The 17,698-nt window shown below is 66.2% G+C and carries 18 protein-coding genes, 1 tRNA gene and 1 other RNA gene; 11 read left to right on the top strand and 9 right to left on the bottom strand.

All coding sequences use genetic code 11. The annotated features are described in order from the left end of the window. The first annotated feature begins 15 nt into the window (after positions 1-15). Positions 16-1,269, top strand: coding sequence for a tRNA guanosine(34) transglycosylase Tgt (gene tgt / locus ACFWVD_RS23960; RefSeq protein ID WP_379246315.1), 1,254 nt, complete (start codon positions 16-18; stop codon positions 1,267-1,269). A gap of 28 nt (positions 1,270-1,297) precedes the next feature. On the opposite strand, the gene ACFWVD_RS23965 is transcribed toward tgt, so the two are convergent. Then, positions 1,298-2,071 (bottom strand): queuosine precursor transporter, encoded by a 774-nt coding sequence (locus tag ACFWVD_RS23965; RefSeq protein ID WP_379246317.1) that lies wholly within the window; start codon positions 2,069-2,071, stop codon positions 1,298-1,300. A gap of 62 nt (positions 2,072-2,133) precedes the next feature. On the opposite strand from ACFWVD_RS23965, the gene ACFWVD_RS23970 reads away from it, so the two are divergent. Further along, positions 2,134-2,688, top strand: coding sequence for a DUF4190 domain-containing protein (locus ACFWVD_RS23970; protein WP_379246319.1), 555 nt, complete (start codon positions 2,134-2,136; stop codon positions 2,686-2,688). A 107-nt stretch (positions 2,689-2,795) separates the two neighbouring features. Here ACFWVD_RS23970 and ACFWVD_RS23975 read toward each other — a convergent pair whose 3' ends face one another. Genes ACFWVD_RS23975 through ACFWVD_RS23985 form a run of 3 tightly spaced genes read right to left on the bottom strand, consistent with a single transcriptional unit; the run spans position 2,796 to position 5,046 of the window. Then, positions 2,796-3,524, bottom strand: a complete 729-nt coding sequence (locus ACFWVD_RS23975; protein ID WP_379246321.1) for an RDD family protein — start codon at positions 3,522-3,524, stop codon at positions 2,796-2,798. 45 nt (positions 3,525-3,569) lie between these two features. After that, positions 3,570-4,550: a tRNA glutamyl-Q(34) synthetase GluQRS gene (gene gluQRS, locus ACFWVD_RS23980; protein WP_379246323.1), complete on the bottom strand. Its 981-nt coding sequence runs from the start codon at positions 4,548-4,550 to the stop codon at positions 3,570-3,572. 10 nt (positions 4,551-4,560) lie between these two features. Next, positions 4,561-5,046: a DUF309 domain-containing protein gene (locus ACFWVD_RS23985; RefSeq protein WP_379246325.1), complete on the bottom strand. Its 486-nt coding sequence runs from the start codon at positions 5,044-5,046 to the stop codon at positions 4,561-4,563. 422 nt (positions 5,047-5,468) lie between these two features. Here ACFWVD_RS23985 and ACFWVD_RS23990 point away from each other — a divergent pair, with 422 nt between their 5' ends. Together ACFWVD_RS23990 and ACFWVD_RS23995 are read left to right on the top strand one after the other, a co-directional pair. Then, complete coding sequence (locus tag ACFWVD_RS23990) at positions 5,469-5,678, top strand: DUF397 domain-containing protein (RefSeq protein WP_379246327.1); 210 nt, start codon at positions 5,469-5,471, stop codon at positions 5,676-5,678. A 96-nt stretch (positions 5,679-5,774) separates the two neighbouring features. Further along, a complete protein-coding gene (locus tag ACFWVD_RS23995; RefSeq protein WP_379246329.1) occupies positions 5,775-7,202 on the top strand; it encodes a WS/DGAT domain-containing protein in 1,428 nt (475 codons plus the stop codon). Here ACFWVD_RS23995 and ACFWVD_RS24000 read toward each other — a convergent pair. Both ACFWVD_RS24000 and ACFWVD_RS24005 read right to left on the bottom strand, forming a co-directional pair. Beyond that, positions 7,199-7,654 carry a helix-turn-helix domain-containing protein gene (locus ACFWVD_RS24000; protein ID WP_379246331.1) on the bottom strand — a complete coding sequence of 152 codons (456 nt, stop codon included), beginning with the start codon at positions 7,652-7,654 and terminating at the stop codon, positions 7,199-7,201. The two genes, ACFWVD_RS23995 and ACFWVD_RS24000, sit on opposite strands and share 4 nt — an antisense overlap. 210 nt (positions 7,655-7,864) lie before the next feature. Beyond that, positions 7,865-8,503, bottom strand: a complete 639-nt coding sequence (locus ACFWVD_RS24005) for a helix-turn-helix domain-containing protein (protein WP_379246333.1) — start codon at positions 8,501-8,503, stop codon at positions 7,865-7,867. 342 nt (positions 8,504-8,845) lie between these two features. On the opposite strand from ACFWVD_RS24005, the gene ACFWVD_RS24010 reads away from it, so the two are divergent. Beyond that, positions 8,846-10,297 (top strand): threonine/serine exporter ThrE family protein, encoded by a 1,452-nt coding sequence (locus tag ACFWVD_RS24010; RefSeq protein WP_379246335.1) that lies wholly within the window; start codon positions 8,846-8,848, stop codon positions 10,295-10,297. Here the strand turns inward: ACFWVD_RS24010 and ACFWVD_RS24015 are convergent, their stop codons facing one another. The 3 genes from ACFWVD_RS24015 to ACFWVD_RS24025 all read right to left on the bottom strand — a co-directional run bounded on the left by ACFWVD_RS24015 (position 10,298) and on the right by ACFWVD_RS24025 (position 12,196). Then, the gene (locus ACFWVD_RS24015; RefSeq protein ID WP_379246337.1) at positions 10,298-10,843 is read right to left on the bottom strand and encodes a DUF5994 family protein; all 546 of its coding nucleotides are present in this window, start codon (positions 10,841-10,843) and stop codon (positions 10,298-10,300) included. Between the two features lie 167 nt (positions 10,844-11,010). Next, positions 11,011-11,095: transfer RNA gene (locus ACFWVD_RS24020), tRNA-Ser, on the bottom strand. A gap of 66 nt (positions 11,096-11,161) precedes the next feature. Next, positions 11,162-12,196, bottom strand: coding sequence for a hypothetical protein (locus tag ACFWVD_RS24025; protein WP_379246339.1), 1,035 nt, complete (start codon positions 12,194-12,196; stop codon positions 11,162-11,164). Positions 12,197-12,354: 158 nt separating this feature from the next. On the opposite strand from ACFWVD_RS24025, the gene ACFWVD_RS24030 reads away from it, so the two are divergent. From ACFWVD_RS24030 to ACFWVD_RS24055, 6 genes are all read left to right on the top strand, one after another. Then, the gene (locus ACFWVD_RS24030) at positions 12,355-12,900 is read left to right on the top strand and encodes a TetR/AcrR family transcriptional regulator (protein ID WP_379246341.1); all 546 of its coding nucleotides are present in this window, start codon (positions 12,355-12,357) and stop codon (positions 12,898-12,900) included. Positions 12,901-12,935: 35 nt separating this feature from the next. Beyond that, positions 12,936-13,030, top strand: an RNA gene (gene ffs / locus ACFWVD_RS24035) — signal recognition particle sRNA small type. 155 nt (positions 13,031-13,185) lie between these two features. Further along, positions 13,186-14,475 carry an aminotransferase class I/II-fold pyridoxal phosphate-dependent enzyme gene (locus ACFWVD_RS24040; RefSeq protein ID WP_379246343.1) on the top strand — a complete coding sequence of 430 codons (1,290 nt, stop codon included), beginning with the start codon at positions 13,186-13,188 and terminating at the stop codon, positions 14,473-14,475. Positions 14,476-14,485: 10 nt separating this feature from the next. Continuing rightward, positions 14,486-15,064, top strand: a complete 579-nt coding sequence (locus tag ACFWVD_RS24045) for an HhH-GPD-type base excision DNA repair protein (RefSeq protein WP_379246344.1) — start codon at positions 14,486-14,488, stop codon at positions 15,062-15,064. A 104-nt stretch (positions 15,065-15,168) separates the two neighbouring features. Further along, the gene (locus tag ACFWVD_RS24050; RefSeq protein WP_379246346.1) at positions 15,169-15,873 is read left to right on the top strand and encodes a hypothetical protein; all 705 of its coding nucleotides are present in this window, start codon (positions 15,169-15,171) and stop codon (positions 15,871-15,873) included. A 370-nt stretch (positions 15,874-16,243) separates the two neighbouring features. Further along, entirely contained in the window at positions 16,244-17,527 is a 1,284-nt protein-coding gene (locus ACFWVD_RS24055; protein ID WP_379246348.1) for an ROK family protein, read from the top strand. Positions 17,528-17,698 lie beyond the last annotated feature (171 nt).

Here is a 17,698-nt window from a genome sequence, read left to right on the forward strand (position 1 = left end):
TGGCAACATGGACGGGTGGCTGATCGCAGCGAGTTCTCCTTTGACGTAGGCACCCGACTGGACGGGGGTCGGCACGGTCGTACCGGCGTGATCTCCACCCCGCACGGCGAGATCGCCACGCCCGCTTTCATTCCGGTGGGCACCAAGGCGTCGGTGAAGGCCGTGCTGCCGGAGACGATGAAGGAGATCGGGGCGCAGGCGCTGCTGGCCAACGCCTACCACCTGTACCTGCAGCCCGGATCCGACGTGGTCGACGAGGCCGGTGGGCTCGGGAAGTTCATGAACTGGCCGGGGCCCACCTTCACCGACAGCGGCGGGTTCCAGGTGATGTCGCTGGGGGTCGGGTTCAAGAAGGTGCTGGCTATGGAGGCCGTGGGCGTCCGGTCGGATCAGGTGATCGCGGCGGGCAAGGAGCGGTTGGCCACGGTCGACGACGACGGCGTCACCTTCCGCTCGCACCTGGACGGCTCCAAGCATCGGTTCACCCCCGAGGTGTCGATGGGGATCCAGCACCAGCTGGGCGCGGACATCATGTTCGCCTTCGACGAGCTGACCACGCTGATGAATACCCGTGGCTACCAAGAGAAGTCGCTGCAGCGCACGCACGAATGGGCGCAGCGGTGCGTGGATGAGCACGAGCGCCTGACCGACCTGCGCAGCCATCGGCCGTACCAGGCACTGTTCGGAGTGATCCAGGGCGCGCAGTATGAAGACTTGCGGCGCAAGGCTTGTCGCGAGTTGGAGACGATTCGTGGAACCGGCGGAACAGGATTCGACGGATACGGGATCGGCGGGGCGCTCGAGAAGCACAACCTCGGCACGATCGTCGGGTGGTGCTGTGACGAGCTGCCCGAGACCAAACCACGACACATGCTGGGGATCAGTGAGCCCGAGGACATGTTCACCGCGATCGAGAACGGCGCCGACACCTTCGACTGCGTGAATCCGTCGCGGGTGGCTCGCAACGCCGCGATCTACGTGGACGAGGGCCGGTTCAACATCAACACCGCCCGGTTCAAACGCGATTTCCGGCCGATCGACGAGACGTGCGACTGCTACACCTGCGCGCATTACAGCCGGGCCTACCTGCATCACCTGTTCAAGGCGAAGGAGATGCTGTCGGCCACGCTGTGCACGATTCACAACGAGCGGTACACGATTCGGCTCGTGGATCGGATCAGGGCCAGCATCGAGGACGGCACCTTCGACGAGTTCAAGAAGGAGTTCCTGGGGCAGTGGCGGGGGCGGATCAAGGTTCCGGGGGAGTAGCGCTCGATCCGCCACCCGCACTGGCGCACTAGTCGTGCAGGGCGGCGGCCTTCGCCGGAGCGTAGGTCGGTTCGGTCTTCTTCAGGACGGCGATCAGCCGGTAGGTGATCGGCATGACCAACACCTCGCACAGGGTCTTCCAGACGAAGCCCACGATGACGTAGTTGATGAACGACTGCCAGGTGTTGATGCCGATGGCGGTCGCGGCGATCGAGCAGAAGATCAGGGTGTCGGCGAACTCACCCACCACCGTGGAGCCGATCAGGCGCGCCCACAGGTGCTTTTCCTTGGTCCGTTCCTTGATCATGACCAGGGTGGCGGAGTTCAGGAGTTGGCCGACGAAGTAACCGGCCAGGCCTGCCAGGACCAACTGGGGCGTGGTGCCCAGGACCGTGCGGAAGGCTTCCTGGTTTTCGTAGAAGCCCGCGGCGGGCAGGTTGATGGCCACATAGAAACAGCCCACGGTCAGCAGCAGGGCGCCGAAGCCGGTGTAGATGGCGTGGCGGGTGGCGCGGAAGCCGTAGACCTCGCTCAGCACGTCGCCGAGGATGTAGGCCAGGGGGAACAGGAAGAAGGCACCGTCGGTGGCGATCGGCAGGATCTGCAGCGGGCCCAACATCACCGAACTGTCGGTGAAGAACTCCACGCCCTTGGTGGCGCAGATGTTGGAGATGATCAGCGTCGCGGTGAAAACGGCGACGATTACCGGATAGAACCCCCGCGCAACCTGGGCGAATGCCGCATGGTCCGGCGCGGGGTGCCCAGATTGAGCAGTTTTTTCGAGCGAGTTTGCATCAGTCACGAGGCATATTCTCCCAAGCTGACGATGCGCCACGGTGGGCGGTTGTGGAATACGCTGTTCTCATGACGAATCCTGGCGATTCCGACGAGTGGTGGAAGCAGTACGGCGGTTCCGGTGTGACGCCGGAATCCGGCGCGCCGGGTTCGGTGCCGCAGCATCCGACCGCGCAACCGTCGCAGCCTTCGAACTACCCGTCGTCGCCGCAGTACCCGCAGCAGCCGGCGCCGCCCTCCACGCCCCAGTATCCGCAGCCTTCGCAGCCGCAGTACCAGCAGCCGGGGTATCCGCAGCAGCCCGCTTACGGGCAGCCGCCTGCTTACGGTGGGTATCCGGGCGCGGGTTACCAGCCGTACGGGCAGTACCCGCAGCCGCAGGGCACCAACGGGTTGGCGATCGGTGCCTTGATCGCGTCGTTGGTCGGTCCGTTCACCTGTGGCCTGGGCTCGATCGTCGGGATCATTCTCGGTGTGCTCGGGGTGAATCAGATCAAGGAGCGTGGCGGTGAAGGTCGCGGGCTGGCAGTTGCGGGAATCTGGATCGGCGCACTGTCGATACTGGCTGTGGTCTTGTACTTCGTATTCCTCTTCGTCGTCATAGGCACCTCTTCGTCGTCATAGTTGCGACGGGGCGAGCCGGACGCGCAACTTGCGTCGGCACGAACTACGAAAAAGGGGCGCTTCCGGAATTCGGAAGCGCCCCTTACGTTTTCGTCAGGAGAAGAGCGTCAGCCCTTGACGACCTGCGTACCGCCGGCGAACTTGTCGTTCCAGCCCTGCTTGTTCGGGTCGTTGTTGATGGTGACCGCGATGTAGATCGCCAGGCCGGTGGTGACGAGACCACCGAGGCAGTAGACCACCAGCGGAGCCAGGAAGATGTTGCGCTTGAGCGAGGCTTCCGGGGTGAGCTTCGGGGCGCCACCGGGGGCGAGCACGCGCAGGCCGAGCAGCTTCTTGCCGATCGTGGTGCCCTGGGTCACTTCGAAGCCCACGTTGTAGCCGACGTACGCCAGGCCCATGATCAACCAGGTGATGATCCCTGCCGTGAACGGGCTGTCCAGCAGCGCGAAGCTGATGGCCATGTTCACGAAGAACATCGGAATGCCGATGATCAGGCCATCGATCACGCGCGCGCCGAGGCGAACTCCCAGGTCGGCAGGCATCACGCCGCCGAAGCCTTGCTGACCGTACCCGCCCTGCTGACCGTATCCGCCCTGCGGGAACTGCTGCTGCTGCTGCTGACCGTACGGATCCTGCCCGTACGCCGGCTGCTGCTGACCGTAGGGATCTGGCTGTCCGTAACCGGGCTGGGGCGCCCCGCCGTGCGCAGGCTGGCCGTAAGGCTGCTGCTGGCCGTAGCCGGGCTGCGGCTGCTGCTGGCCGTAGGGGTCCTGGCCGTAGCCGCCGGGCTGACCGCCCTGCGGGTACTGGTTGGGGTCGTAACCACCGCTGGTCATAATCTCAGTCCTCGTATTGATCTTCTAGATCGGTCGATGCGTACGTTACGGACATCCTTCGGGTCGGAACAACCCGATGGGCTCGAGTATCCATGGTTTCGTGGGGATGCGTGCGGGGTCGAAAACTTCGCGCAGCGCCGCGGTGGTGCGTGCGGTGTAGCCGAGTGAATCCGCGATCGCCGCGACCACGTCCTCGGGTGTGTTGCCGAGGGCTAGTTGATCCGAAAGACTCACGGCCCCATCACGTTTCGCCAGTCGCTTGCCTTCTTCGTTGAGCACCAGCGGGACGTGCGCGTAGGTCGGAACGGTGAGTCCGAGCAGTGCGGCGAGGTAGGCCTGGCGCGGGGTCGATGGCAGCAAGTCATCGCCGCGAACCACCTGGTCAACACCCTGCGCGGCATCGTCGACCACGACGGTGAGGTTGTAGGCCGGGATGCCGTCGCCGCGTCGCAACACCAAATCGTCTACGGCGCCGCGATATCGGCCGTGCAGCGCATCGGTGATCTCGTATTCGGTCACGTCGGCGCGCAAACGTAGTGCGGCGACACGTCCTTCGGCTCGCCGCTCCGCGCGCTGGGCCTCGGTCAGCTCACGGCAAGTGCCGGGATACGCACCCATCGGCCCGTGTGGCGCGGTGGCGGCCTGCTGGATTTCCCTTCTGGTGCAGAAACATTCGTAGGTACGCCCGGCGGCGGTGAGCTCGGCGACGGCGGCCTCGTAAACAGGCAGTCGATCGGACTGATAGACCACGGGGCCGTCCCAATCGATGCCGATCGCGGCGAGGTCGTCGAGCTGACGTTGCGCGGCACCGGGTCGCACGCGATCCAGGTTGTCCACGCGAATCAGGAACTCGCGCCCCGTAGTTCGCGCGAACAGCCACGCGAGAACCGCAGTGCGCAAGTTCCCCACGTGCAGTTCCCCCGACGGGCTCGGGGCGTAGCGGCCCGCACCTCGGCGCTCGCGTGGGCCGTGGCCCGACGTGGTCGGCGCGTTGTGGCTGGTCGGGCCGTCCGAATTCGTTGGCACCTGGCGAATCCTAGGCGGGGGTCACACACAGCCGCGTGCGCAACCGCCGCTCGTCGATGGACTCACCGGCGTCGAGCGCGTCGACCAGTTCCCGCGCGTGCGCGATCAGCCCCGCGCGGTCGACATCGTGCTGCTGGGCATTCGCCGGATACGCCTCGAGTCGCTGCCTCGCGCGGCGCAGTAGGGTACCCGCGCCCTTGGCATTGCCGCGCTGAATGTGCGTGAGCCCCACCGCATATTGGGCAAGTCCCTGCCAGAGCATCCGCTCGGCAACCGCCCCGTTCTTCCACGCCGCCTCCAATACCTCGTGGGCGTTGAAAGCCAATCCGTCGTCCAGCAGTTGCTGAGCGAAGGCCAGAGTTTGCTGGGGGTCGAGCTCGAGGTCGTCGGGGATTCGGGCGACTCCGACACTGCCCGGGGGCAGCGGTCGGCCGAGTCGATCGCGGGGGCGGTCGCTACGGGCACGACCTGCGGCGTCACGGTCACGGGAGATCATTCCTCCATGATCCACGCCCGGGCCCGATGGTGCGCATGTGACTGCTGAGGTACTCGAGAATTTGACGTATCACGGACCAATCACATGGAAGTAAATCCCGATGTGTGACCCCCTTCGGGAATGGGTAAGGACCCCCGGCAATGCCTCCGCAAACGGCAAGCTTCGCAAGGTTGGCAAAACGATATGAGAAAGCAAATTCTCTTCCGCAACATTGCGGAAGACCTGCTAGTGTTTCTTCCGCGGGGGCAGCCCCCGGAGCTGGAAACACCTCCATGAGCTGGTTCGTGCCGGTCGGTTGCGCGCGCCGTGTGGCAGTGCCGTGTGTGCCACGAAGTAACTCACCGGTCGCGCCGGATATCGCCAATGTTCGTTACGAATCCAGGAGTTCTCCCTCTTCTCGATGAACCAAAGGAGCAAGTGCCGTGAAAGTTGATGTGACCGACGCTGTGTGGCGGAAGAGCACCTACAGCGGACCCGATGGGAACTGCGTCGAAGTGGCCTTTCTCGCCGGCGGCGATATCGCCGTTCGCGACACCAAGGACCGTGGCCGTGGACCCGTGCTGGCCTTCGGTCCAGGGCAGTGGCAGGCCTTTCTAGCCGATGTCAACGCGGGAGAGTTCGCACGCGGCTGATCCGCTGATGCGCCTCGAGCGGGCAATACCGGCCCCGGGTCGATACGGACTCGGGGCCTTCTCAGGGACCTACGCGGGGTGGCCTATCGTGGCGCAATGACCTCGATGGCCGCGCGGGACGCGACGATGTTCTGGCTGTCGCGCCGCACCGCCAACGACGTGTTCCTGCTCTACTGTTTCGCCGAAACCGACACCGCCGCTGATGAACTGCGAGCGTTCGTCACTGCGCGGGTCGAACACATTCCCGATCTGCGGATTCGACTCCAGCGGATACCGGGCGACCTCGCCTATCCGCGGTGGGTTCCGGCCGAATTCACGTCCCAGCAAATCGTGCACCACCAGCCCGACGGGCTGTCGTGGCCCCTGCTGCTCACCCGCATGGGCGAACTTCTGGGAACCGGCGTCGACGCGACCGAATTCCCCTGGCGCATCCATGTTTTCCGCAGGGTTCGTGACGCACCGCAGTCCACGGAGCCCGTTGTCGTGGTGCTGCTACAACTTTCGCACGCGCTCGCCGACGGCACCCGCGCCGCCGCCATCGCTCGCGCGCTGTTCGCGCCCGCGGCTGACCCAGTTGTCCACACACATCCCGGTGTGTCTGTGGATAACTCGGCAAAGCCCCCGGTCGGACCAGCCAAAACCCGTGCACAGCCTGTGGATACCTGTGGACAAACCTGTGGATGGATTGCGAACCATGCAAATCCGAGATGGCTTGGAGTGCTGCGGTTTCCCCGGCAGGTGGTGACCACGGCGTGGCGCGGGCGGGCCGCCTACCTCGCGCAGCGGAAACTGGCGGAGCTCACCGCAACCGGTGAGGTACCGCCGCCCACAACGGGTTTCGCACCGTGCGCGCTCAACCCGACATCGCCGGTGGTCGACCGCGACGTGCGAATGCTTGTCATCGATGCGGACGACTTCCGCATACCCGGCAAAACCGTCACTGTTGTTGCACTGACGGCGATTTCGCGAGCTTTGTCCGACTATCTCGCCGAAAACGGCGAGCGCCCAGCACGTCTGGGCACCGCGCTCCCGATGGCACTCCCGACGCAGAGCACGTCCCGCAACAACTACCGCGGCCTGTCCATCGACCTGCACATCGACGAACCCGACCTGCGCCTTCGCGCGGAACTCATCGCCGACGATCTCACTACCCGCCGCGAGCGAGCACTGAATCCCCTACTGTCCGCACAGGATCGAGTCGGTGAAACCGTCCCGTCGGTCCTGGCAGCCCGCGACGTGCAGCACGCCGACCTGGACAACGTCCCCGCGATCCTCGACGGCAACACCGTGGTCTCCAGCGTCTACCGCGGCCCGACCGACCTCACCCTCGCAGGCGCTCCTGTGCTGTTCACCGGCGGTTTTCCGGCGCTCGGCACCGTCATGCACCTGACCCACGGCATCCACGGCATCGGCGAAACCATCACGCTGTCAGTACATTCCGACCCGAAGGTCGTGCCAGATCCCGACCGCTACCTGCAACTACTCGCGCACGCGCTGAAAACCGTCGTCGCCGCCCACCGCTAAGCCGACTTCGCCCGATTCAGTTCGGCGCCCACCGCGAGCAACGCCGAGTGCAGGGCCGTCGCCGCATCGGTACCGGCGGCTTCCCCTTCGATCACCCCGACGATCCGAAACGGACAGAAATACCCAGTCCCGTTGTCCCCCTCGTGCGGTCGCCCGATCTCGATCAGCGGACCGTTTCGATTCGCGGACGCGATGGCCGCCGCCAGTGCCGCATCGGCCGCGCGCGGATCGCGTCGATGGATCACCGGCACACCGGATTGCGCGTGCACACGCTCGTACCAGGCGATCACTTCGAAAGTAGCCGCGCGCGTACCGGTTTCGTAGTGACCCAGCGCGGCCCTGCTGTACGGCACGCGAGTGGCCAACGCCGCCAGCGACAATCCCGCTTCTTCTCGCAATCGCCGCAACCGAGCTCCGACGATGCCGTTCCCCTGCTCGCCCCGACTGGACATGGACCCATCGTAGAGAACTGTAGACGTTTGTAGACGCTTTTTGCTGTCCAAAAGGTCTTGACGGCGACCATACTTTTCGTGGCGGCTTCGTGAACACCATACCGCGCCACCTTTGTCAGCGACGACGAGTTCGGAGGGTCTGATGCAGATCTACGCGTGGATTGCCGTGGGGCTGTTCGTGTTCGGGGCGCTGACCCGGCGCCTACTACGTCAGGCCGGACGCGTCGGCCACGATTCGACAGTGCCGTCGGTCCGCAACATCTCCGCCAGCAGCTTCTCGGCTTCGGACTTCTCCCGCGCGAGCACACTCCAGCCGCGCAACAAGCCGTCGGGGCCCGACTTCGTCGTCCACGAGCCGACGGCGTGAGCGCCTTGGGGATGCAGCGAGTAGTAGATGGTGCCGACCGGGTAGGCGATGTCCATGCCGCGCACCCAGCCGGTGAGCGCGTCACCGTCCCACACGCGCATCTCGCCGCGCATCTGCGTGGTCGGATCCGCCTCGGCGACAGGCGTTTCGGCAGCGGAATCGAGCATGAGGTGGTCGCCTTCGTGCCGGATGTCCACCGCCGTTACCTCGACCTCGTCGCGGTGGTTCGCCGGTTTCTGCCAGGCTGCCCACCACCGTCCGGCCAGGTCGACCCGGTTGTCCACAATGCCGGCCAGCTCCGCCAGCGACACCTGCAGCGCGTCGGCCAGGCGGACCGCGACCGGCAGCGTCGGCGATTGTTCCTCGGACTCGTACCTGGTGATCTGGCGCGAGCTCACCCCGATCGCGGTGGCCAGTGCGGGCTGCGACAGCCCGAGCAGCCTGCGCCGCTCCTGGATCACCTTCCCCGTCCCGGTGTTCATACAGTCATCGCCTCCATCGCCTGCCCCTCCCGTCACACCCTGCTGGACACACCGGACCCGCCGACCTCGCGCGCCGCGCTCGCGGGTCACGAAGACCGCTGGCGCGTCGCCCATGCCGACTGCCTGGCCGATTCTTCCATTTCTTCGCTGCAGCAGGCCCGTTTCGTGATGACTGAGCACAATGACTGCGGTCCGCGCTGTCTGCAACACCTGGCGGCGATGGCCTACAGCACCGGCCTGATCGAGGACATCTGAGCGCCGATACCAGGTCAGCGGCCCCGACACGTTGACGAACTGATTGCGAGAACGCGAAGCCGCTGCCAACGGCTATACCGTCGAGGTATGAGTGCGGACCCACTGGCGGAAGGCGATGGCGCCACAATTCTCGAACGCCCGAGTCTGCGACATCGATGGTGGCGACTGCGTCGACCGTTCCTGTTGCCGTCGCAACGCGCCACCGCCGACAACATCGTCGCCGCGCCCACCCCGCTGCAGCCGATCGACCTCGCCGACGATGCCGAGGTCGCGCAGGTACTGGACTTGGCCGTGCGGGTGGGCGAGGTCGTGCTCTCGGCGGGCACCGGTGTCGCGGACACCACCGCGCAGGTCCGTTTCATCGCCTCGACCTACGGCCTGAACAGTTGCGATATCGACGTCACCTTCGACGCGATCCGCATCTGGGCCGACCGCGGGCCGCGACTCCCACCGGCCAGCGATATGCGCGTGGTGAAGTACCGCTCGCTGGACTTCACCCGACTGGCCGCGGTCGACCGCCTCACCCGCCGCATCCGCAGCCAGATCGTGCCCGTCGACCAGGCGCACGCGGCGCTGGACGAACTCATCTCCTCCCGGCACCCGTACCCGCGTTGGGTATCCACGTTGGGCTGGTCGCTGCTGGCGGCGGCGATCGCGGTGCTGCTTGGCGGTGGATTCCTGCTCGCCGCAATCAGTTTCGCCACGACAGCGGTGATCGATGTGGTGAACCGGGTACTGCATCAGCTGGGTCTGCCGCTGTTCTTCCAGCACATGATCGGCGGGATCGTCGCCGCCACCCCGGCCATCGCGTTGGCCGCGTTCAGCGAACACTGGCGTGCCGACGCCGCGCTGATCGTCGCCGCGGGGATCACCGTGCTGCTGTCGGGTCTGCAATTGGTGGGTTCGGTGCAGGACGCGATCACCGGCGCCCCCGTCACCGCCGCCGCCCGCATGCTCGAAGTGGTGATGATGACGGCGGGCATCGTCGCGGGTATCGGTCTGGCCCTTCGTATTTCGACGATGATCGGCATCGCGGTGCCCGAGATCGCGGCCGACGCCGGACGTGACATCCAGTATCTGCCGATCAAACTGGCCGCCGGTGCCGTCGCGTCGATCGCGTTCGCGCTGGCCTGTTACGCCGAGCGACGGGCGCTGGTCGCGGCCGGACTCAGTGGTGCGGGCGGCATCATGGTCTTCCTCGGCGCCCAGTACATCGGCTTCGGGCCGGTGGTGGCGTCGGGTCTGGCCGCCACGCTGATCGGTCTGGCCGGTGGTCTGATGGCGCGTCGCGCGCTCACGCCGCCGTTGGTGGTGGCAGCGGCCGGGATCACGCCGCTGCTGCCGGGTCTGAAGGTGTACCGAGGGTTGTATGCCCTGCTCGAGGACGAAACCCTGTTGGGCTTCGGACAGATCCTCGGGGCGTTCGGTGTGGGCTGTGCGCTGGCCGCGGGCGTCATTCTCGGCGAATGGTTCGACCGCTTGTTGAGTCGTCGCGGTGCACCGCGCGACTTCGACCCGACCTACACCAGCGACCGCTGACTAGATCTGCACGAGCATCCGGGGCCCGTCGGCTGCCTTCTCAGCGGGCGCCGGGTCCTGGATGCGCGGCTTGCCCGCCGCCCAGCGCATATGGCTGCGGGCGGCCGGTGCCTCGGTGGCCGCGGGGATGACCAGCAACGCCAGCGCGGCGCCGTTGCTGCCGACCACGTGCATGATGCGCGCGGCCTGATCGTTTTTGGCTGTGTTGTTGTGGGCTGTGTTGTCGTCGCCGGATTCGCTGGAGGTCCAGTCGAACCCGAGCCGGGCCAATTTGCCGATGCGCGGCGCGACCGCGGCGACCAGCTGGTGCAGTTCGGTCATCGGCTGGTCGGTTCGTGGCCACCAGGCGCCGTCGATGGGCCCGGTGGTGGCTGTGCGGTCACGCAGCATCAGCCGGATCGGCCCGGACACGTCGCGCCCGATGCTCGTTTCAGGTGATGTATTCACTTCGTCTTCGTCTTCCTGGTTTTGTTCGATCGATGCCTCTTCGTGGCTGTCGACCGGCGCGGTCCTGTTCTCGGACGCGCGCGAAGGTTGGGTACCCATTGCACTGTGTCGGCACGCACATAGGTGGGAGGTGCGGCGACGACGGCGTGTGGGTGTGGTGGGGGTCTCCCGCACCGTCGGGGCTCACTCTACGGATGCCCACTGACAGATCCACCGATTAAACGAACAGGGCCCCGATCGGCGAACCGATCAGGGCCCTGCTGTTGCGGAGGATAGGGGATTTGAACCCCTGAGGGCGTTAACCCAACCCGCGTTCCAGGCGAGCGCCATAGGCCACTAGGCGAATCCTCCGTGGAGCAGCATAGCGGGTGACCGGGGGTTTACGCCAAACCGCCCCCGGGACAGGCATCTGACCTGCTACTTCTTCAAAGCTGCCATGGCCTTGCGGACCTGCGATTCCGCGGCGGTGGCCATCGAGGCACGGTCGTAGGAGCTCATCGTGGACACCTCGATCTGCACCTTCACCGAGATATTGCTGTCGATCGCGGCGACGGTGTAGATGTACCGGTTGGGAATCGAGCTGTAGGTCTGCTGCTCGCTCGCGAAATACGCCTCGGTGCCCAGGCCGCTCACCGGGCCGTTCTCGTAGCCCTTGCCGGTGGTCTTGGTGTCGGAGTTCTTCCATCGCGCGTAGTCCGATTCGCTGCCGGAATCGGTTTTGAACTGCACGTCCAGCGACAGGCTCGCCGAGTTGCCGTTGCGGCCGGAGTCCTTGTTGTCGGCGTCGCAGTCGTAGGAGCCGCCGCCGATGTACTCGTAGGGCGGGTGCTCGGTGTGGGTGGTGGTCTCGCGGGTGGTCGACCACTTGTTCAGCACGGTCAGGTCGACCAGTTCGCAGGCGTTCTTGCCCTCGCGATACTCGTAGTTGCCCGCCCACTTGTCCGAATCGGGGCCGAACGCGTCCTCGGCCTTGTTCGCGGCGAAGGCGATCAGGCCGACCACCAGCACGCCGACCACCGCGATGGAGCCAAGGACCCACCACAGGGTCTTGTTGCCGCCACCCGACGACGGCGGACGCGGCGGTGCGCCCCAGGGCTGCTGCGGGGGAGTCGGGCCGTAGCCGCCCGCTTGGGGAAACTGCTGCGGCGGATAGGGCTGGGGGTTCGCGCCGCCGCTCTGATAGGGCTGCGGGTTCGCACCGCTCTGATACGGCTGCGGGCTGCCCTGGTACGGCGAGGGCGGCGCGGTGTACGGCTGCGGGTTGGCGCCGCTCTGATACGGCGAGGGCGGTGCGGTGTAAGGCCCGGGCGCGCCGATATTGCCGCGCAGCACCGTCGGATCGGCCTGCGCCGGATTCTGTCCCGCGCCCTCGCCCGGTCGTTCCCACCACGCGACGGTCGGGTCGGACGGCGGAACACCCTTGCCTGGCGGTTGTTGATTCGGGTCGGTCATGCTCGAACCCCCCTCTGCGTCTGCGTCATGGGGAACGGACCCCCCGGCTACCGATATTCGGATAGATCGTAGCCAGCATCACCGACAGTGCGGCGACTATACGGCTGCGTACACTGCGAGATCGGGTGGCAATCCAGGGATATGAGGTGACACACATCGTGGGAACCGCACGAACGCCCAAGGTCAGATGGGTCGAGGAAGGTCTTGCGGTGCTCGCGTCCTCGGGTGTGGACGCCGTGCGAATCGAGGCGCTGGCCAAGCGCATCGGCGTCACCAAGGGTGGGTTCTACGGCTATTTCGCCGACCGCGACGCCCTGCTGACCGCCATGCTCGACGCGTGGGAGAGCGAGGCCACCGAGCAGGTGCTCGAACGCGTGGCCGACCTAGACCCGAAGACCAAGGCGCGGGTGGCCGGCCTGCTCACCTTCTCCAGTCATCGACTGCTGCCCATCGACCTCGCGATCCGCGACTGGGCCCGCCGCGACGACGCGGTCGCGCAACGTCTACGCCGCGTCGACAACACGCGAATGGCGTTGCTGCGCGAGACGATCGGCACGTTCTGCGACGATCCCGACGAGGTCGAAGCCAGGAGCCTGCTCGCCTTCTGTGCCACCATCGGCGCGCACTTCCTGGCCGCCGACCACGAGGGCCGTACCCGCATCGAAGTGCTCACCCGTGCCGCGGACCTGCTGTTCGAACCCTGAGATCGCCGCCTGTCCGATTAGCCGCTACACTGGCCGACGGATCCCGCGCGGCGAGCATCCTGTGAACTCCCCCAGGGCCGGAAGGCAGCAAGGGTCAACGGGCTCTGCCGGGTGCGCGGGGTCCCCTTAATTTCTGGGGATCCCCCTTCGGCTCACGCACCGACGCTGCGTGCGAGCCTGATCCGGGGCACATACCCCGCCGATTCCGATCCGCCGCCGGGTAGCCTTGCGGGTGTCAGCACGCACGGCGTGCGCCCACCTTGCTGCTTCGAAAGGCTGCCCAGGATGCCCCGGCAAACGCAGATCGGTTTGATGAGCCACGCGGAACTCGTGTCCGAACACGAGTCCCAGACCGCGAATTACGCGACGCTCCAGACCGAGAAGCTCACGCTGGATCTCACCCGAGGTAAGCCCTCGCCGGAACAACTCGCGCTGTCGGATTCGCTGCTGTCACTGCCCGGCGACGGCGACTTCCGCGACGGCACCGGCACCGACTGCCGCAACTACGGCGGCCTGAACGGTCTGCCCGAACTGCGCGCGATCTTCGGCGAACTGCTGCACATCCCCGTGGATCAACTGCTGGCGGGCAACAACGCCAGCCTCGAGATCATGCACGACCTCATCGTGTTCTCGATGCTGTACGGCACCCCCGACTCCCCGCGCCGCTGGGTCGACGAGCCGATCAAATGGCTGTGTCCCGCACCGGGTTACGACCGCCACTTCGCCATCACCGAGGCACTCGGCATCGAGATGATCACCATCCCGATGCTGCCCGACGGCCCCGACACCCACGCCATCGCGGCCCTGCTGGCCGACGACCCGCAGATCAAGGGCCTGTGGGCGGTGCCGAACTACTCCAACCCCACCGGTGTCGTGTACTCCGAAGACGTTGTGCGCGAACTGGTTTCGATGCACGCCGCGGCGCCGGACTTCCGGCTGTTCTGGGACAACGCCTACGCGGTGCACCCGATCACCGACACCGCGGCGCCGGTGATCGACGTGCTCGGTCTGGCCGCCGCGGCCGGTAACCCGAACCGTCCGCTGGTCTTCGCGTCGACGTCCAAGATCACCTTCGCGGGCGCGGGCGTGAGCTTCTTCGGTGCGTCCAAGGCCAACATCGACTGGTATCTGTCGCACGCGTCGAAGAAGAGCATCGGCCCCGACAAGCTCAACCAGCTGCGGCACCTGCGCTTCTTCACCGATGCCGAGGGCGTGCGCGAGCACATGCAGAAGCATCGCGCGCTGCTGGAACCCAAGTTCGCGCTGGTCCGTCGCATCCTCGAGGACCGCCTCGGCGCCTCGAAGGTGGCGTCGTGGACCGAGCCCAAGGGCGGCTATTTCATCAGCCTGGACGTGCTCGACGGCACCGCCGCCCGGGTGATCGCCCTGGCCAAGGACGCGGGCATCGCGCTCACCGCCGCGGGCTCGGCCTTCCCGTACCGCAACGACCCCGACGACAAGAACATCCGCATCGCCCCCAGCTTCCCGCAGCTGCCGGAACTGGAGAAGGCGATGGACGGGCTGGCGACCTGCGTGCTGCTCGCGGCCACGGAGAAACTGCTCGACCAGGGATAAAGTCGAACCCATGACCCGCACGCTGTGCCTCGCGCAGGAACCCGAGGCGGACGAACTGCTCAGCACCGACGATTTCGCGCTGCTGCTGGGGATGTTGCTGGATCAGCAATATCCGATGGAGCACGCGTTTCGTGGGCCGCGCAAACTCGCCGACCGGATGGGCGGGTTCTCGCTGCGGCAGATCGCCGACGCCGACCCGGCCGAATTCGAGGAACTGGCCGCGACACCGCCCGCCATCCACCGGTACGGCCGCTCGATGGCCCGGCGCGCACAAGCGTTGGCGCAGTACGTGATCGAGCACTACGACGGCGAGCCCGCGGCGATCTGGACCGCGGGCGACCCCGACGGAAAAGAGGTGCTGCGCCGATTGCAGGACCTGCCGGGGTTCGGCGCGCAGAAGGCCAAGATCTTCCTCGCGTTGCTGGGGAAGCAGCGCGACGTGCACCCGAACGGGTGGCGGGAAGCCGCCGGATCCTATGGCGACGACGGGTCGCGGCGGTCGGTGGCGGATGTGGTGGACGCCGAGACTTTGACTCAGGTCAGGGAATTCAAGAAACAGGCCAAGGCCGCCGCGAAGGATTCGAAGTGAACTCTTAGTTGAGATCCGGCTGCTTTTTTCCCTCGTCTGCGCGAACGATCTGCTCGAAGCTTGCCCTCGAACAGCTCCACCGACTGATGAGGGATTGGCACGTTATGAAAATGAGGAAGCTCGCCGTGGTCGCGGCGCTCGTGACCCTGGCAACCGGTGCGGGCGCGGGCACCTCCGTGGCGACCCCCGAGGTCGACGCACCCGTGAACTTCACCGCCGCGGAAGTCGACGGCACCTCCGTGATCACCACCGACGCCGGTTCGCTGGTGGTCGAAGACGGCGCCTTCAAGGTGAAGGCCGCCAACGGCACCACCATCGCGGCCACCCCGCTGACCTTCCGCCTCGACGACTACGAATTGCCGATCGCGGCGCACATCGCGGGCAACACCGCGACCCTGACACCGCAGCTCGACGTCGACAAGGCGGTCTACAAGCCGGTCGCGCTGCCGTTCGAGGACAAGGCGCCGTTCAAGTCCGAATACGACCGTGAGGTGGCGGCCTGGAGTCGGCTGACCAGCACCATCTCCACCGGTGCCGCGGTGGGCACGCTGGTCGGTGGGCTCACCGGCGGTGCGGTCGGCTGCGTGCTCGGCGGGATCGTCGGCGCGTCCGTCGCGGCGGCGACCATCGTCGGCCTGTTCGGTCCGTTCCTGCCCGCGGCGGCCGTCGGCTGCATCGGCGGGATCCTGGCAGTGGGCGCGCTGGGCACCCTGGCCGGTCAGATCTTCATCACCGCGCCGGTCGCGATCGGCGCCGCCATTCAGTACTTCACCACCATCAACGCACCCTTCACCGCACCGGCCAAGTAGCCACGCGGTTCGTCAGCCCCTTCCGGAAGTTGTTTTCCGGGAGGGGTTTTGGCGTTTTTCGGCCGACACGCGCCGCATTACGCACGCATCGAAACGCTGTGATCTGGGGGTTCGGTGTGCCGCACGGCACAATCCGCCGGTTCGGCTTGGATGGGTCCGGATTCGGTGTTAACTTGATTGTTATGTCCGGTAACCATCACACCGCCCAGCGGGTCACCTATGTGACCGCCGCTCTGGGCCTGCGGTTGCCGTTGACCCGTGAACTGTGTCGTTCCTGCCACTGCGGCTGAGTCCTTCCGACTCCTGCGCCGCCACGTCATACGTGTAGGCAATCCCGTTGCGACAACGGGATTTCAGCAAGGAACTTCCTATGTCTGCTCCCATTCTCGACCGTCCCCTCTCCCGGACCGGCGGTGTCGTCCGTCCTCGCGTTTCGCGCCCTGTTGTACCCCCTGAGCTGCGACGCAGTGACAATCCGGCGGCCGCGGTGCTGCGTACCGCGGCTTCGGGTCCGGTGTCGCGTGACAATGCCGCGCGGGCAACGGGTTTGAGTATCGCCACGGTGAATCGTCAAGTGGCCGCGCTGCTTTCGGCCGGGCTGCTGCGTGAGCGGGCCGATCTGACCGCTGCCGGTGCTGTCGGGCGGCCGCGCGTGCCGTTCGAGATCGACCACGATGCCTATCTCACGCTGGGTATCCATATCGGTGCCGAGGCCACCAAGATCGTCGCCGCGGACCTGCGCGGGCGCATTCTCGGCGGGCTGGCCATCGCTACCCCGCAGACCGGGCAGGAATTCGCGGTCACAACAGTGGCCCGCAGCGCCAAGGCTTTCCTGCAGCGGTGGCACCGGCGCACGCCGCTGTGGGCGGGCGTTGCCATCGGTGGGCGGGTGGATCCGCAGACCGGGGTGGTGGACCATCCCAAACTGGAATGGAAGGGCGCGCCGATCGGGCAGGTGCTCGGTGACGTGCTCGAACTGCCGGTGTCGGTGGCGCCGCACGTCGAGGCGATGGCGGGTTCGGAATTGCTGCTGCCGACCTTCGACGCCCGTCGGCCCGAGCCCGACACCGAACTTCCCGCTGCCCAGCACGGCAGCAGCCTCTACTTCTACGTGCGCGAAACCGCCGGTATCGCAGTCACTCTCGATGGGCGGGTGCACACGCCGAGCAATGGGCCGGGGTCGATCGCGCACCTGCCGACGGGTTCCGATGTGCAGTGCACGTGCGGTCGGCGTGGGTGCTTGGAAGTGACCGTCGGCGATCGGGCTCTGCAGGCTCGGGCCGTCGGTCGCGGAATCATCCCGGCGCACAACGGAACTGCCGGGACCACGATCAACGATCTGTATCGGGCGGCGGAGTCGGGGTCGGAGTCGGCGCGGGAATTGTTGGCTGAGCGGGCGACGATGCTCGGGCAGACTGTCGCGCTGGTGCGGGACATGCTGAACCCGGACCGGGTTGTGTTGGGGGGTCAGGCTTTTACGGGGTATCGGCCTGCGCTGGGGCATGTGGCTCGAGCGTTTTCGCAGAGTACGCAGTTGGCGGCTACTGATATTCGGATCAGTGGGTTCGGGGGGAAGGTGCAGGAGTTCGCTGCGGTGGTTACTTCGCTGAGTGTGTTGTATGCGGATCCGTTGGCGGCTATGCGCCGGGTTTAGGTGGGTGTGGCAGAGCTTCAGGGTGTGGCAGAGCTTCAAAGGTGTGGCAGAGCTTCAAAGGTGTGGCAGAGCCACGGGGTTTGAGTGGTCCCGGGTTGTTTGAGGCTGTGTTTTTGGAGCGCTGGCGCGCTCGAGCGCGGCCCCTGAGGGGCCGCGAGTTAGCCACCGTTG

Origin of the sequence: Nocardia sp. NPDC058666 (genome assembly GCF_042714895.1) — a bacterium.
GTDB lineage: Bacteria > Actinomycetota > Actinomycetes > Mycobacteriales > Mycobacteriaceae > Nocardia.

Bases quoted from the DNA above. Each gene is read 5' to 3' on its own strand.
- ACFWVD_RS24005 (WP_379246333.1), bottom strand. From the start codon at position 8,503: ATGAACACCGGGACGGGGAAGGTGATCCAGGAGCGGCGCAGGCTGCTC.
- ACFWVD_RS23995 (WP_379246329.1), top strand. From the start codon at position 5,775: ATGACCTCGATGGCCGCGCGGGACGCGACGATGTTCTGGCTGTCGCGC.
- ACFWVD_RS23985 (WP_379246325.1), bottom strand. From the start codon at position 5,046: ATGATCTCCCGTGACCGTGACGCCGCAGGTCGTGCCCGTAGCGACCGC.
- ACFWVD_RS23975 (WP_379246321.1), bottom strand. From the start codon at position 3,524: ATGACCAGCGGTGGTTACGACCCCAACCAGTACCCGCAGGGCGGTCAG.
- ACFWVD_RS24000 (WP_379246331.1), bottom strand. From the start codon at position 7,654: ATGTCCAGTCGGGGCGAGCAGGGGAACGGCATCGTCGGAGCTCGGTTG.
- ACFWVD_RS24040 (WP_379246343.1), top strand. From the start codon at position 13,186: ATGCCCCGGCAAACGCAGATCGGTTTGATGAGCCACGCGGAACTCGTG.
- ACFWVD_RS24015 (WP_379246337.1), bottom strand. From the start codon at position 10,843: ATGGGTACCCAACCTTCGCGCGCGTCCGAGAACAGGACCGCGCCGGTC.
- ACFWVD_RS24050 (WP_379246346.1), top strand. From the start codon at position 15,169: ATGAAAATGAGGAAGCTCGCCGTGGTCGCGGCGCTCGTGACCCTGGCA.
- ACFWVD_RS23970 (WP_379246319.1), top strand. From the start codon at position 2,134: ATGACGAATCCTGGCGATTCCGACGAGTGGTGGAAGCAGTACGGCGGT.
- ACFWVD_RS24010 (WP_379246335.1), top strand. From the start codon at position 8,846: ATGAGTGCGGACCCACTGGCGGAAGGCGATGGCGCCACAATTCTCGAA.
- ACFWVD_RS24045 (WP_379246344.1), top strand. From the start codon at position 14,486: ATGACCCGCACGCTGTGCCTCGCGCAGGAACCCGAGGCGGACGAACTG.
- ACFWVD_RS24025 (WP_379246339.1), bottom strand. From the start codon at position 12,196: ATGACCGACCCGAATCAACAACCGCCAGGCAAGGGTGTTCCGCCGTCC.
- ACFWVD_RS24055 (WP_379246348.1), top strand. From the start codon at position 16,244: ATGTCTGCTCCCATTCTCGACCGTCCCCTCTCCCGGACCGGCGGTGTC.